Annotated in this window: 13 protein-coding genes; 3 read left to right on the top strand and 10 right to left on the bottom strand. The window is 60.2% G+C overall.

The window, feature by feature from the left end:
• Positions 1-75: 75 nt before the first annotated feature.
• The 9 genes from PH562_RS00725 to melA form a co-directional block, all read right to left on the bottom strand.
• Positions 76-1,140 (bottom strand): ABC transporter ATP-binding protein, encoded by a 1,065-nt coding sequence (locus PH562_RS00725; protein WP_285170929.1) that lies wholly within the window; start codon positions 1,138-1,140, stop codon positions 76-78.
• An 82-nt stretch (positions 1,141-1,222) separates the two neighbouring features.
• Entirely contained in the window at positions 1,223-2,521 is a 1,299-nt protein-coding gene (locus PH562_RS00720) for a D-tagatose-bisphosphate aldolase, class II, non-catalytic subunit (RefSeq protein ID WP_285170927.1), read from the bottom strand.
• Positions 2,518-3,471 carry an SIS domain-containing protein gene (locus PH562_RS00715; RefSeq protein ID WP_285170924.1) on the bottom strand — a complete coding sequence of 318 codons (954 nt, stop codon included), beginning with the start codon at positions 3,469-3,471 and terminating at the stop codon, positions 2,518-2,520. The genes PH562_RS00720 and PH562_RS00715 overlap by 4 nt, the downstream gene beginning before the upstream one ends.
• 12 nt (positions 3,472-3,483) lie before the next feature.
• Entirely contained in the window at positions 3,484-4,341 is an 858-nt protein-coding gene (locus tag PH562_RS00710) for a carbohydrate ABC transporter permease (RefSeq protein WP_095438757.1), read from the bottom strand.
• On the bottom strand, positions 4,341-5,258 hold the full coding sequence (locus PH562_RS00705) for a carbohydrate ABC transporter permease (protein ID WP_285170918.1): 918 nt from the start codon (positions 5,256-5,258) through the stop codon (positions 4,341-4,343). The genes PH562_RS00710 and PH562_RS00705 overlap by 1 nt, the downstream gene beginning before the upstream one ends.
• Entirely contained in the window at positions 5,255-6,511 is a 1,257-nt protein-coding gene (locus PH562_RS00700; RefSeq protein ID WP_285170916.1) for an ABC transporter substrate-binding protein, read from the bottom strand. The genes PH562_RS00705 and PH562_RS00700 overlap by 4 nt, the downstream gene beginning before the upstream one ends.
• On the bottom strand, positions 6,504-7,502 hold the full coding sequence (locus PH562_RS00695) for an N-acetylglucosamine kinase (protein WP_285170915.1): 999 nt from the start codon (positions 7,500-7,502) through the stop codon (positions 6,504-6,506). Before PH562_RS00695 ends, PH562_RS00700 begins: the two co-directional genes overlap by 8 nt.
• Complete coding sequence (locus tag PH562_RS00690; RefSeq protein WP_285170914.1) at positions 7,499-8,293, bottom strand: DeoR/GlpR family DNA-binding transcription regulator; 795 nt, start codon at positions 8,291-8,293, stop codon at positions 7,499-7,501. Before PH562_RS00690 ends, PH562_RS00695 begins: the two co-directional genes overlap by 4 nt.
• Before the next feature lie 187 nt (positions 8,294-8,480).
• Positions 8,481-9,797: an alpha-glucosidase/alpha-galactosidase gene (gene melA, locus PH562_RS00685; protein WP_113407054.1), complete on the bottom strand. Its 1,317-nt coding sequence runs from the start codon at positions 9,795-9,797 to the stop codon at positions 8,481-8,483.
• Positions 9,798-9,905: 108 nt separating this feature from the next.
• Here melA and PH562_RS00680 point away from each other — a divergent pair, with 108 nt between their 5' ends.
• Positions 9,906-10,805: a helix-turn-helix domain-containing protein gene (locus PH562_RS00680; RefSeq protein ID WP_285170912.1), complete on the top strand. Its 900-nt coding sequence runs from the start codon at positions 9,906-9,908 to the stop codon at positions 10,803-10,805.
• On the opposite strand, the gene PH562_RS00675 is transcribed toward PH562_RS00680, so the two are convergent.
• Positions 10,794-11,870: a LacI family DNA-binding transcriptional regulator gene (locus PH562_RS00675; RefSeq protein WP_285170910.1), complete on the bottom strand. Its 1,077-nt coding sequence runs from the start codon at positions 11,868-11,870 to the stop codon at positions 10,794-10,796. The genes PH562_RS00680 and PH562_RS00675 overlap by 12 nt on opposite strands.
• Before the next feature lie 220 nt (positions 11,871-12,090).
• On the opposite strand from PH562_RS00675, the gene PH562_RS00670 reads away from it, so the two are divergent.
• Positions 12,091-13,044 (top strand): sugar phosphate isomerase/epimerase family protein, encoded by a 954-nt coding sequence (locus tag PH562_RS00670; RefSeq protein ID WP_285170909.1) that lies wholly within the window; start codon positions 12,091-12,093, stop codon positions 13,042-13,044.
• Between the two features lie 59 nt (positions 13,045-13,103).
• On the top strand, positions 13,104-14,336 hold the full coding sequence (locus PH562_RS00665) for an ABC transporter substrate-binding protein (protein ID WP_285170907.1): 1,233 nt from the start codon (positions 13,104-13,106) through the stop codon (positions 14,334-14,336).
• Positions 14,337-14,363: the final 27 nt, after the last annotated feature.

Raw genomic sequence — 14,363 nt, 5'->3', positions numbered from 1 at the left:
TCGGGTCGCCTGCCCTCGGATGCTGCAACGCAAACCGACTTTGAGGCTGGTGGCGGCGAGCAATGGCGAATGAGCTTACTCCAGCCGCCGGTCAGTCGCCCCGTCGAAAAGATGCAGCCGCCCAAGGTCAGGTATCAACGAAAGACGGCCGCCAGCCCGCGTGCTGACCCGTTCGCGCAACGCTATGACGAGATCGTCGGACCCGATACGCGAGACGATCAGGGTCTCTGCACCGGTGGGCTCCACCACGACGACTTCGGCATCGATGCCGCCCTCGCCTATGGCAATATTTTCGGGCCGTATGCCGTAGACAATCTCTGCGCCGCGCGCGACTTCGAGCCCCGCGGGCAACGGAAGGCGCGCTCCGCCGTCGGCGACGAATTCCAGCGGGCCGGTACTGCTGATCTTGCCGCGGATAAGGTTCATCCCAGGGGAGCCGATGAAGCCGGCAACGAAGAGGTTGGCGGGCCGGTCGTACAGGTCCAGAGGCGAGCCGATCTGCTCGACATAGCCGTCACGCATGACGACGATCCGGTCCGCCATCGTCATGGCTTCGATCTGGTCGTGAGTGACGTAGATGGTGGTCGTACGCAGGCGCTGATGCAGCTGCTTGATTTCGGAGCGCATCTGTACGCGCAGCTTTGCATCCAGGTTGGATAGCGGCTCGTCGAAAAGAAACACCTGCGGTTGACGCACGATCGCACGGCCCATGGCGACACGCTGGCGCTGGCCGCCGGACAGGTTGCGCGGATAGCGGTCGAGCAGGTTTTCGAGACCGAGGATCTGCGCCGCATCGCGCACGCGCTGCCGGATCTCTTCCTTCGGCGCCTTGGCCAATCGAAGCGAAAAGCCCATATTCGCCTCGACGGTCATATGCGGATAGAGCGCGTAGGATTGGAACACCATGGCGATGTCACGGCTCTTGGGTTCGACATCGTTGACCACCCGGCCGCCGATCGCGACATCACCGCCGCTGATCTCCTCCAGTCCGGCGATCATGCGAAGAAGTGTCGATTTTCCGCAGCCCGAAGGGCCGACGAGAATGACGAATTCGCCGTCCTCGATATCGATATCCACCCCATGCAGAACTTCGAAGTGACCGTAGCTCTTGCGGACACTCGTCACGCTGACCGATGCCATTATGATCTCCAATTAGAAAAGCGTGTGTCTGATCGCCAACGCCCTTGCCGACCACCAGGGCCGGGCAGCGCGCCAAGGTGACCTATGCGATCGTGGCTGCAGAATAAGGTTCCAGGGCCGCGTCGATCGCCGCAATACAGAGATCACGCGCCCGAGGCAGAACCTTCTTCGCGACCACTGCCGGATAGACCCGGCCGAGATATTGGCTGATGAGCGTTTCCGGAATATCGCCCTCGAAGCGCGCAAGCAGAGCCTCGACTGCCGCGGCGGCCTTCTCGTTCGGCCAATAATAGCGCATGCGGTCGCTATAGCTAAAATGGCGCTGCAAGCGCTGTTCCTCAGCCGAGCCGCCATAATGGGAATTCCAATGACCCGGACTTTCGAGCATGACGGCCTCCATCGTCGCATAGATCGCATCAGACAGAACCCTTCCGGCGAGAACCGACGCGATAGCATCGAGGCCATAGAGCGCCTCACGCAGGGCAAAGGTCAGGCCTGGCCCGACCTTGAGGATCGCGAAACCGCCCTCCACGAGGGCGGCAAGCGCGTCCTCAGGCTGATAGTCCGTCGAATGCGCCTCGAAGAGCAAGCCGGGCATCTGGTCGAGAGCGCCAACCAAACCATCCGCACGATCCGGTCTGTAAAGGACGACATTGGCATTGCCGAACTCGACGCCGGGCTGGACGACAATGGCGATCACCCGCTCCAGAGCGCCTTCGACACCGGCCTTGGCGAAGGCGGCACGATGCACTGCCAGTGTGTTTATCGCCGCCTCGGGTCGCGTCACCTCAAGCTCGTCGAGGGCATGGGTGGCGCCGCCCGGCGGCGGCACTTCGGTTCCGATAATATAGACGGGTGGCCGGCGGCCGGAGCGAAGAGCAGCCTGTTCCGCCACGCGGGCAAGCCGCGCGGCGCGTTCCGCCGTCAGCTCGTCGGCCAACGCTATGGGCTCGCCGGCGCAGCCCATCGATGTATCGAGGTGGATCTTTTCGAAACCTGCTTCGACATAGGCCGCAATCATCGCCTCGGCCTTCGCCATCGCTTCCTCTGCGGGCAGCTTCCTCCACGGGTTCGGCCCAAGATGGTCGCCGCCAAGGATGATGCGGTCGACAGGAAAGCCGACTGCGGCGGCTATGTCTTCGACGAAACGGCGGAAGTCGCGTGGCGTCATTCCGGTATAGCCACCATCCTGATTGACCTGATTGCAGGTCGCTTCGATCAGCGCGAGCGCCTCATCTAAGGCCGCACGCCTCAGTGCCGCCTCGATAACGAGCGGATGCGCGGAGCAGACCGATGTGATCCCGCGCGGCAGTGCCCTGACGCGATCGCCGAGAAGCTTCTTCAGCGCAATGCCACGATTGTGTTCGACGAAGGCGTTCATCCGAGCATCACGACCTTGGTCAGGTGGCGGGGCGATACCGTATCGACACCCTTCGACTGCGCTGCACGTTCGCCGAGGATCTGCAGAGCCGGCAGCGCGCAGAGGCCCGCGAGTGCCGGATCGCAATCGACAACGAGTTCCAGATCGCCTGGGCCGCCAAAGCCGATGACGGCCGCACCCTTTTGCCGTAGCTCCTCGACCAGCAACACTTCCGCAGCCTTCTGATCGGCACTGTAGAGCATGACGACCGCCGTGTTGCCATCGACGAGGCTGATCGGTCCGTGCCGGTATTCCAGGGGATGAAAGCCCTGCGTGATGATCTGGCTCATCTCCATCAACTTCAAGGCGCCTTCCAGGGCAATGCCGTAGAGCGGTCCGCTGCCGAGGAAAACGAAATGCGACCGACCTTCGATGATCTTCGGAAGAGCCGCATCGAGCTGATCGACCAGACGGCGTGCGGATTGGGCGATCGATGGCGGGATCTCCACGCCGACCATCTGCATGCCCAGAAGCAGCATGAGGCTCGCCGAGACCGTCATGACGATGCCCTCATCGCTGTGGGTCGCCGCTTCGATCAGCCGGTCGCAATTCCTAGCAAGCGAGCTTTCAGGCTCGACCGTGATGGCGGTGACGAAAACGCCGGCTTTGCGGCTTGCCTTGGCAGCGGCAACGGTTTCCGTCGTCTCCCCGCTGCGCGAAAGGGCCACCAGATGGACCTTCTGCCAGCGCGGCCAGAAGGCGGCCGGCCGGTTCAGCCATTCCGCACCCGGCGCGGCAATCGCCGGATAGCCGGCAAGATTGGCGTGAGCCGCAAGCGACAAAGCGAGATTGTAGGATGTGCCGCAGCCCAGAAAAACCGTCAGTTCGGCATCATGCGGGGCGGAGACCGGTCCGATCGCCTTTTCCCAATAAGGAAATTGCTCGAAGATCACCTTTTCCGTCGTATTCATACTAGCTCCGATTTACTTGACCGATCCGGCCAGCAGACCGCTGACGAGGTATCGATTGAGAAAGATGACGACCAGGGCGGGAATGATGATGGCAATCGATCCGCTTGCCGTGATCAGCCCATAGTCGATGAAGTTCTTAGTGACGAATTCCGGGATCAGTACCGTCAGGGGCTTTGTCGCCTGTGGCGAGAAGATGAGCGGGACGAGATACTGCCCCCATGCGCCAAGAAAGGTCAGAATTGCCGCTGCCGTCAGGCCGGGACCGGCGAGCGGCAGAACGATGTTGAAGAAGATGTAGAGCCTGCCGGCGCCATCGAGCTGTGCCGCCTCTTCAAGCGCGATCGGCAACGCCTCGAAGACGCTCCGCAACAGCCAGAGTGATAGGGGCAGGTAAGCCGAGACATAGATCAGCGCCACGCCCACATAGGTGTCGACCAGATGCAGGCTGATCATGATCCGATAAAGCGGAATGAGCACCGCATAACCGGGAATTGCGAGCGTCGCGACGACGGCGGCAAACAGAAAGCCACGGCCGGGAAACTGGATCCGCGTGAAGGCATAGGCGCCGAGCGCAGAGATAGCCACGCAAAGAAGTGTTGCAGCCACCGAAGTTACGATACTGTTGATCAGTGCAGCGCGAAACTGCGACCAGACCTGGACTCCGCCGATCCTGGCAATATCGATGCCGAAGAGGCGCGAGAAATGATCCAGCGTGAAATGCTGCGGAAAGAAATGGATGGGTCGGGCCGAGAAATCCTCGGTCGGCGTGATGGAGCTTGCGAGCGTCCAATAGATCGGCCCGAGCGACCAGATCAAGAGAACCGCAACGCCGGCCCAGATCAACAAACGATAGGAAAGGCTCTGTTTCATCAGTCAAACCGGGTGTTGCGATAGACGCGCAGGACATAGACAAGCGAGACCAGCAGCGAGACCAACGTGATCACGAGAGACAAGGCCATGCCATAGGAGAAGCGCAGGTTCTGGAAGGTCTCGAGATAGATCTGGACGAGAACCGGCCGCGTCTCGAGGCTGGAACCCGCCAAGACCCAGGCCTCGTCGAAGAGGTTGAATGCATTGACGGTCGCGTTGGTCATGGCAACGGCAATGGCGCTGCGCACCAGCGGAAGCGTAACAAGGGCGAACATCTGTGTGCGCGTTGCGCCATCGATGCGCGCGGCCTCATAGAGATGAGCGGGAATGCTCTGCATGGCGGCCAGCACGATGACGACGGTCAGGGGCATCATGCGCCAGACGTGAACCACCGTGACTGCGATGATGGCGCTAGTGCGATCGTTGAACCAGACATGGTTCTCGAAAGGCAAGCCTGCCGCCGAGAGAATGCCGTTCAGCAATCCCGCACCGGGTTGGTAGATCCAGAGCCAGATCACCGCATTGACGACACCGGGCAGCGCCCAGGGCAGGACCACGGCCGCGAGCAGCCATTGCCGGCCGACCTTGACCTGATTGATGAGGGCGGCGGCAAGCACGCCGAACACCGTCTCGGCCACGACTGCGAGTACAACGTAGAGAAACGTATTGACCCAGGTCGTGCCCAATTGCCCGTCGGAGAGCATGCGCGTGTAGTTTTCCAGCCCGACAAAGGGCGTTCCCGCCTGCATCGGATTGACCCTGTGCAGGCTGTCCCACACCGTTCTTCCGATCGGGTAGAAGACAAGAGCCGCCATCGTGATCAGGATCGGCGAAACCAGCAGGATACCCAGCATGGTGTCGGCCTTGACGCCGGCACCACGCCTGCTCCTGCCACCGGCAGAGACTGCGATTGTCATTGCGCCGATGCCTGCTTTGCCGCTTCGGCGATGTTCTGCATGGCCTGATCGACGGTGACCTGGCCCTTCGCCGCACTATTGATGGCCGTATTTACCGCGCTTGAGAATTCCGGATACCAAGGGGGTGTACCCTGCGGAAACAGAGGCTCGACGGTCTTCGACTGCGCGACAAGCGTGTCACCGCTCAGCAATTGGCCGGCGGCATTGAGTTCGGAAAGCGCCGATGTGCGGGTCGGCAATGCGCCATTGGCCGCGTTCTTCTTCTGGAAGTCCTTGCTCGTGAACCATTTGATGAAGGCGATGGCGGCTTCCCTGTTCTGCGAAACGCGGGGGATTGCGAGCGCTTCGGGAAGGCCGAAGCTGCGGGTCTCGCCGCTTGCGGTCGGCACCAGGATCGCCTCGATCTGACCTGCCACTTTCGACTGCTTGGGATCGTTCATCTGACCGATCCTGCCCGGCTCGCCTGAGATCATGATGCTGGTCACACCCTGGGCAAACATGCTCTCATTAATCTGGCTGTCCTTGAGGCCGGTGGAGGCGGGATCGACGAGACCTTCCTTCAGCAGCATCAATTCAAAGGCCAGCGCCTTGTAGCCGGCGGAATCCTTCGAGACGAAGAGCGGCTTGAAATCCTTGTCGAACAGTTCGCCGCCAAAGGCTTTCGTCAGCAGATACCAGCTGGTCGACGCGCCTTCGGTCGCCGAAAGCGGCAGGCCGATCGGATAGGTCGCGATCTTCTTTTCCTTGATCTGCTTGGCGGCGGCGACAAGCTCATCGAGTGTCTTCGGCATTGTCGTGATGCCCGCATCGGCGAAATGCTTCTTGTTGATCAGCATGACGCGGAAGTCGTTGGTATAGGGCACGCCGAGCAGATTGCCGTTGACCGTGAAGATCTTGGAGACGCCGATATCCTTGACCGTATCGGCATCGATCACGTCGTTGAGCGGCAGATACCAGTCCGCGGCGCTGAACTGGCCCGTCCACGACCAATCGAACTCGGTGACATCGGCCGGTGCTGTGCCTGCGATCAGCGAGGTGACGAGCTTCGGGCGGATATCGTCCCAAGAGAGTGTCTGCATATTGACGTGAATGCCGGTCTCGGCTTCGAAGTCGCCGGGAATGTTCGGTGCCTGCGGCGAAGGCATCAGCACCGTAATCGATTGTCCGGCAAGCGGTTTCGCATCCTGAGCGAGAGCCGGAACGGCGGCAACGAGCGCCGCCAAAGCGACGAATGGCAAAGTAAATTTACGCATGTTCCCTTCTTTCCTTGTTATTGAGGTCTGCTTCACCTGAATGCACCGCTGCGGTCTTTGCCGTCGCGGCGATTTGCGTGATCCAGCCGTCATCCACCGGCCAGTCGAGAAAACAGGCGGCCGCCAGAAGGGCGCCGCCGATGGGAGGAAGCTTCGGGCTCACGGCTGGACGGCCGATGTGCCGCTCGAGCGCGGCAAGCAGGGCGCGGCTTGCAAATGTTCCGCCGGCATAGGTCCAGTCTGCCGCCGGATCGCAATGCGGCGCTATGGCTTCAACATGCTTTGCCAGTTCGGATGCGGCCTGTTCGATCAGTTGTTTCGCTGCTCGGTCACCAGAGCGCGCAACGCGATCGACGAGAATCGATAGGCCAGCGATCTTGGCGCGAGGGTTTTCGAGTTCGCTCACCCATCCTCCCAACGCATTGACCGGGTCGATGCTGTCGAGGTTCAGGAATTCGAACACGGCCTTCGCCAGCGCGGTCGGACCTGCCCGCCCGTCGAGGCTCTGGCTGACGAGGCTGAGAGCTGCCCGTCCGATCCAATAGCTGCTGCCCTCGTCGCCGATGACATCGCCCCATCCGCCGACGCGCGCAGATGCGCCAGCGCTGTTGCGTGCCCAGGCCATGGAACCCGTCCCGGACAGGATGAGAATACCGGGCTTGCCGGCAAAGGCACCAAGATGAGCCGCATCGACATCGTTGAGAATATGCCGCTTGGCCTTGGGGAAGCTGCTTTCGATCGCCTCGCGCTGCTGTTCCGACAGGTGTGCCACTTCGCCATAGGCCGGCAGCGCGGCAGCGACGGCGGCCGGCTGCTCCCGCTCCAGGAAGGGGCGCAGCGCAAGATCCAGTTCGCGCCGCCAGTTCGGATTATCCATCGGATTGACGCCGCCGCTGCGCGACATAAGCAGCACGTTGCCGGCTCTGTCGGCAAGTGCCGCCAGCACCTTGCTGCCGCCACCATCGATGCCGAGGATCAGCTCGTCGCTCATTCCGGCGCTCCGAGGTCCGCGATCGTCGTCTCGACGCCGAGATTGACGAGCTCGCCGCGCCAATGCGCGGAAAGGCCCGCATCGGTAATCACCTTCGCTGCACTCAAGGGGGCGACCTTATAGGTCGCCATCGTGCCGAACTTCGAGGAATCGGCGAGCACGAAGCGGTGCGCCGACCGGCTGAGCATGCATCTGTTGAGGCTCGCTTCGGCGCTGTCGACACTATAGATCGCGCCATCCGGACTGATGGCGCTTGCGCCGAGGAAGAGTTGATCGAACCAGATGCTCTCAAGCATCGCTTCGGCCTGCGGCCCGACGAGTGAAGCATTTTCACTGCGAAGCTGGCCACCGAGCAAGACGACTTCCAGATTGGGGATGTTGAGGAATTCCTGCGCCACCGTCAGGCCATTGGTGAAGATACGAAGCGGCATCGGGTTCAGACGGATGAGCCGTGCCAGTTGCAGAACCGTCGTACCAGCATCGAGAAAAATGGCCGTGCGCGGCGCCAGCAAATCGTAGGCAGCCGTTGCGATCACGCGCTTGGCCGACAGATGCCGCTTGGCCCGCTCCTGAAAGGCAAGCTCCACTGACGATCCCTCGGCGATCCGGGCGCCGCCATGCACGCGGTCGATGGCGCCTTCCCGCTCGAGAACCTGCAAGTCCCTGCGCACCGTTGCCAAGGAAGCACCGATGGCATCCGCGAGCGCCTGAATGGTCGAAAATCCATTCGCATACAGATGGCTGCGAATAGCGTCGAGACGATCGACTTTGACTCCTCCAGCTTGGCTCAACGAAAACTCCTGTCCCATGAAGGCTTCTATTTCGCTCAAGTTTCCACTCAAAAAGATCAATGTCAATCATAATTCTGATTTTTTTTGATTTAATTTCCGATTCGTCTTGAACCTAAAATGCAAACGCGCGGCCTCTTCTCTCGAAGAGACCGCGCTCATCAATTACCGTCGCTCAAGACGTGGTGGGCTAGTGGTAGGCGGGCAAAAGATTGCCGTGCTGCTCAATCATATCGTCAACAAGCGTCCATATTTGATCGGGTGACAGCTCCGCCGAGGTGTGCGGATCAAGTAGGGCTGCCTGATAGATGCGATCCCGTTTCTTCGCCAGTGCCGCCTCGACCGTCAGTCCTTGCACGGAAATACTCAAGTTCATTACGGCGGCGAGCTGCGAAGGCATCCGCCCGATGCGCATGGGCTGAACGCCGTTGTGATCGACATGGCATGGAACTTCGACAATGCACTCGTCAGACAGATTTTGGATCAGTCCGTTGTTCGGGACATTTCCGTAGATCAGCGCGGGCCGGCCGGTGACTGCCGCGTGAATGATACCGGCCGCATATTCATTGCTCCGGCAGACATCGATCGGCTTGCCGCCTTCAAGGTCGCGGCGCAACTCGTGCCACTCGGCGATCTGGACCTCGCAACGGCGGATATATTCATCCAGGGGAATATTGAGCCGCTCGATCAGATCGTTGCGGCCTTCCTTGATATACCAGGATGTATATTCCGAGAAATGCTCGCTCGATTCCGTGACGAAGTGGCCAAGTCTTTTCAGAACGTCGAAACGCACCTGATCGTCAGCGGGAATCCGTCGTTCTTCGGCCAGAGCGCGCAGACGCGGATAGAGGTCTTCGCGGCTGCCGTCGGCGTGCAGTTTTTCATATTTGAGAAAGAAGGCGATATGGTTGATGCCGGCCGAGAGATAATTGATGTCGGCGACATCCTCGCCAAGGCAATCGGCAAGATGGGCGGCCGTGTGCTGCACGCTGTGGCAGAGACCAACGGTCCGGATGCTCGGAGCAATCTCCTTGATCGCCCAGCAATTGATCGCCATTGGGTTGACGTATTGCATGAGCAAGGCATTCGGGCAGACTTCTTCCATGTCGCGGCAGATCGCTTCGAGAACCGGAATGGTGCGAAGCCCGCGGAAGATGCCGCCGATTCCGAGCGTATCGGCAATGGTCTGCCGGAGCCCGTACCGTTTCGGGACATCGAAATCCGTCACCGTGGCCGGCTTATAGCCGCCGACCTGCATCATCAGAATGACGAAATCCGAACCCCGCAGCGCCTGCCTGCGGTCGAGCGTCGCCTCGACGTGCACCTTGTCGAGATGAAGCGCCTCGCAGATGCGCCGTGCAACGATTTCAGATGTTTTCAGGCGCTCCGGATCGATGTCGAAGAGGCTGATGACGTAGTCGCCACCACCTTGACTGGAAAGGACGTCGCCCAGAATATTCTGGGCAAAGACGGTGCTGCCGGCACCGATCAGGCAGATCTTTGGCATGAAGGGATCTCCGCATGGAATGGCTTTGAACCTCATGCCTCTTTCAATTCGGAATTTCCTCCTGCTATCAATGAAATTATTCCCGGATTCGCGCTACCAGATGGTCCCATGCCGAAACCTAGCAATTCCGTCGAGCGCGAAGCTCTCATCACATCCGCCGGCGGCTTTCTGATCGAGCGGCACATCGCCGATGCCATGAGCGCTGCGCATTGGCACGGCCATGTCGAGCTGAACTTCCTCATGGAAGGGCAGATGACCTATATTTTCAACGGAAGGCAGGAGCAGGTGGAAGCGGGGCGGCTGGTGCTGTTCTGGGCCGCCATTCCGCACAAGACGATTGCGGTCACCTCCAATGCTCCGCTCATCTGCATCTATCTTCCGCTCGTCGACTTCCTGAGTTTGCCGATCGATCGCAACGTGCGGCAGGCGATCATGCAGGGACGGTTTTCGGCCGATAGCCGCCCCTACCCCGCCGACGCAGTGCTCCTGCCGCAATGGGTGGCCGACTGGGAGCACGGCGACATGGCTCGGCGTCGGCTGATCCTCGACGAAGTCAAGCTCAGAATACGGCGTTTCGTTCTCGATGCTCCCGACGACGATCATGACTTTGCCCGACGGCGCTCGGCACCGGCCGCCAGTATTGCCGTGCAGCGCACCGAAACATTGACCGACCTTATCCATACCCGGTATTGCGAACCGGTAAGCCTGCCGATGCTGGCCGGGCTCGCCGGCATCCATCCCAGCACGGCCAACAAGATCTTTCACAGCGTATTGGGCATCTCGGTCAACGAATATCTGACGCGTTATCGCCTGGCCCGGGCGATGCAGCAGCTCGCCGAAACCAACAGCCCGGTCCTGCAGATCGCCTATGATTGCGGCTTCGGCTCCAGCAGCCGGTTCTACGACATCTTCAAACGGCGGACCGGAACAACGCCGAGACTGTTCCGCTCGTCGCTCGGACGGGATGAAGGCGATGAGAGCGATGCAATGCCGTCCCTAAACATTTGACGGCGCCGGACCAAAGCTTTCGCGCCGAATGAGCTTGCTTTCGATGACGTGACGCAGGGCCGCTGCCTTATCCGGCGCATCGATCCGTTCCATCAGCAAGCTCACGGCCATCTGACCCATTTCCTCGACAGGCTGTTCGATGGTCGACAGCGGCGGCAGCGAATATTCACAGACTGGAGCGCCGTCGAAGGACACGATGGAAAGGTCGGTCGGAATTTTCCAACCCATGCGTTGAACGCAGCTCATGAAGGAGATCGCCATGTCGTCGCTCGTGGCAATGACGGCCGTCGGCTTCAAGATGAGATCGGCAAATTCCGCCGCCGCAGCGACGCCGATCTGGAAACCATGCTGATAGTCGAGGCTGCCGCCGGACCTGACGATCGCCGCCTCCGGCAGACCCGCAGCGGCAAGCGCTTCAACGGCACCCAGATAGCGTTCTCTGTCGTGATAATTGCCCTCCGGACCGGCAAGATAAAGGAAACGCCGGTGGCCGAGAGCAACCAATTCGGCCGTGGCCTCGCGAACGGCCTGCCGATCATTGGTCACGACGCTCGGCAGGGCGGCATGGCTCATATCGTACAGAAGCGAGACGACAGGTAGAGCCGAATCCTTAAACGAGCGGCTGCCATCGACCGGAAGATCCGAAGAGAGAATGATGGCACCACGCACCGTGCCACCAAAAGCCAGATCGAGGATATGGCGTTCCGAAGCCTCGTCACGATCGAGGTTGGCAATCATCAGATGGTAGCCATTCTGGCTCAACGAGCGGTTTATCCCCTGCAGAACCAATGGAATGACCTGCGAGACACCGTAATAGAGCGAGCCCGGCAGAATGATCATGACGACGTTGGACTTGCCGACACGAAGCCCCCTCGCCATGGCATTGGGCGTATAGCCGAGCTGCTTGGCGGCGGCATCGATCTTGGCGCGCGTCTTCTGGTTCACCCGACCGGGATTGGCGAGCGCCCGGCTCACCGTGGAGATTGCGACGCCTGCCAGCCGAGCGACATCCGCCATCAGGGGGCCGGAATGCTCTTCTGCCGGCAGATCCTTGTTATTCTTCACTTTTTGGTGTCCATCCCCATTCCTCTTACACGCAATGCTACGGCAATCCCGACTGCTTAGCAAACGTTTGCCAAAAATCGCTTGCATAAAAAAGCGACTTGTCTACTATTCAGGCACGGCAAACGTTTGCCAATCGCAGTGCATTGAAATCATTATGGATTATTTGCCGTGGATCATGGTTCCGCGAGCGATTTTTCGTGCCTTAAGAACGGATAGTCTCATGACCTCTACGGAACGGCTGCGCTTTGGTGTCGATCTCGTCACCTTTTTCCACCCCGGATTTTGGGGCGTAGAGGATTATGACGGCATCATCGCGCTATCGCGCAACGAGCCCCGCGCCTTCTGGGACAAGATACTCGATGCGGTGCAAGCCTCCGGCGTCACCGGTGTGGAGCTGACCTTCTCGCCCTTCAACTGGCAGGATGCGACGAAGACCTATGGTTCGGTCGAGAAGTTTGCCGCAGAGCTTTCCAGCCGCGGGCTGACGCTTGCGAGCGGCTTCTTTGCAGAACTAGAAGCCGCCGGCGATTTCACCGAGGCATCCGCACAGGCCGCCATCATCGACAAAGCCGAAAAATATGCCGAGTTCCTCAAGGCCTGCGGCAGCGATATCATGGTCATCGGTGCGCCGCTTCGCCAGACGCTCGGCGCTCAGCCGGCGCGGTTCTTCGATTTCGAGCAGGCGCGCAAGATTGCCGATTTCCTCAATCGTCTCGGTGCCGCTCTCTACGCCGAGGGTGTGCGGCTCGCTCTCCACACCGAGGCGCATTCGATCTTCGCGGCAGCGCGTGATGTCGATCTGCTGATGCTGCTGACCGATCCCGCCTACGTGCATATGTGCCCGGATACGGCGCATATCATCGTTGCGGGCTCCAATCCGCTGCAGCTTGTCGATCGTCACCATGAGCGCGTCATCATCGCTCATTGGAAGGATGCGCTGGGTCCGATGCCCGCCGATACCGTCATCGATGAGCATATCCATGACCGCCATCGCCCCTATTTCTGCGGCTTCGGTCTCGGCCGGGTCGATTGGCCGGGCTGGGCCAGACTACTGCGCGACCGTGGCTATGAAGGCTGGGCCATTCTCGAGCTGGATGCAGCGCCCGATCCGGTCGGCGATATCGCCAACGGCCTGACGCTGGTCAGACAGGCGCTCTTGCCGATCTATCGCTGATACCAACAATCCGAAAACGAATAGCCCCGCCAAGAGGGCTTTCATGAAGAGGTGGAACGATGAAAGATACAGTGAAATTGCTATTGATGGGAGCCGCACTCCTTGCGGCCTCCATTCCTGCCCATGCGGAAGATAAGCCGGAAGCCGAGGTGATGACCTCCTGGACATCAGGCAGCGAAGCTGCAGCCCTCGGCGTCGTCAAACAGGAGTTCGAAAAGCGCGGCGGCACCTGGAAAGACTCCTCTATCGCCGGTTTCGGAGCGGCCGATGCCGCTTTCCAGAACCGTCTGGTCGCAGGCGACCCGCCGACTGCCAAGCAGGCCGTGCTCGGCCTTGCCAACACCGATTTCGTCAATCAGGGACTTATGAACCCGATCGACGATGTGGCGAAAGCCGGCAAATGGGCCGATGTCCTGCCGAAATCAATCTACGATCTCATCTCCTATGACGGCAAGGTCTATCTCTCTCCGACCGGCGCCCATGGCGAGAGCTGGGTGTTCTATTCCAAGGATGCTTTTGCCAAGGCTGGCCTTACCGACGAACCGAAGAGCTGGGACGAATTCTTCTCGGCCCTCGACAAGCTAAAGGCATCAGGCATTCAGCCCGTCGCCTGGGGCGGTCAATCCTGGCAAGAATCCAAGGTCTTCAACATGATCCTGCTGACCCAGGTCGGCATTGACGGCTTCCTCAAGATCTATGTCGACAAGGACAAGGGCGACGCCTCGACGTCGGGCGTGAAGAAGACGCTCGATATTCTCGGCAAGCTCCGCGCCTATGTCGACGAGGGTGCTGCGGGCCGCAACTGGAACGACGCGACTGCCATGGTCATCACCGGCAAAGCCGGCGTGCAGTTCATGGGTGACTGGGCCAAGGGCGAATTCGTCGCCGCCGGCAAGGAGCTGGGCAAGGACTATGGCTGTATGCTTGTGCCGCAATCGCCGGGCATGGTTTATGTCGCCGACTCCTTCTCCTTCCCGAAAATCGCCGGCGCGGCCGCACAAAAGGGGCAAGTCCTGCTCGCCGAGGTCGCCATGGATCCGGCCGTGCAGGTCGAATTCTCGCTGAAGAAGGGCTCGGTGCCGATGCGTACCGACGTCGACAAATCGAAGCTCGACGTCTGCGCGCAAAAAGGCCTTGAGCTGATGAGTGCCGGCAAGATCGTACCGGATCAGGCTCTGATCCTTTCGCCGCAGCAGGCTGGCGCCCTCAACGACTTCGTCGACGAGTTCTGGACCAATCCGTCCGAGGGCAGCGCCTCAGGCGCGGAGAAGTTCTTCGCGATCTTCGAATAGACCTTCCAGCGAGCCGATCGCTGGAAT

Source organism: Rhizobium centroccidentale (genome assembly GCF_030182565.1).
Taxonomy (GTDB): domain Bacteria; phylum Pseudomonadota; class Alphaproteobacteria; order Rhizobiales; family Rhizobiaceae; genus Rhizobium.
This window is presented reverse-complemented; position numbering and strand designations above follow the sequence as displayed.

Bases quoted from the DNA above. Each gene is read 5' to 3' on its own strand.
- PH562_RS00720 (WP_285170927.1), bottom strand. From the start codon at position 2,521: ATGAACGCCTTCGTCGAACACAATCGTGGCATTGCGCTGAAGAAGCTT.
- PH562_RS00705 (WP_285170918.1), bottom strand. From the start codon at position 5,258: ATGACAATCGCAGTCTCTGCCGGTGGCAGGAGCAGGCGTGGTGCCGGC.
- PH562_RS00665 (WP_285170907.1), top strand. From the start codon at position 13,104: ATGAAAGATACAGTGAAATTGCTATTGATGGGAGCCGCACTCCTTGCG.
- PH562_RS00700 (WP_285170916.1), bottom strand. From the start codon at position 6,511: ATGCGTAAATTTACTTTGCCATTCGTCGCTTTGGCGGCGCTCGTTGCC.
- PH562_RS00695 (WP_285170915.1), bottom strand. From the start codon at position 7,502: ATGAGCGACGAGCTGATCCTCGGCATCGATGGTGGCGGCAGCAAGGTG.
- PH562_RS00715 (WP_285170924.1), bottom strand. From the start codon at position 3,471: ATGAATACGACGGAAAAGGTGATCTTCGAGCAATTTCCTTATTGGGAA.
- melA (WP_113407054.1), bottom strand. From the start codon at position 9,797: ATGCCAAAGATCTGCCTGATCGGTGCCGGCAGCACCGTCTTTGCCCAG.
- PH562_RS00670 (WP_285170909.1), top strand. From the start codon at position 12,091: ATGACCTCTACGGAACGGCTGCGCTTTGGTGTCGATCTCGTCACCTTT.
- PH562_RS00710 (WP_095438757.1), bottom strand. From the start codon at position 4,341: ATGAAACAGAGCCTTTCCTATCGTTTGTTGATCTGGGCCGGCGTTGCG.
- PH562_RS00725 (WP_285170929.1), bottom strand. From the start codon at position 1,140: ATGGCATCGGTCAGCGTGACGAGTGTCCGCAAGAGCTACGGTCACTTC.
- PH562_RS00680 (WP_285170912.1), top strand. From the start codon at position 9,906: ATGCCGAAACCTAGCAATTCCGTCGAGCGCGAAGCTCTCATCACATCC.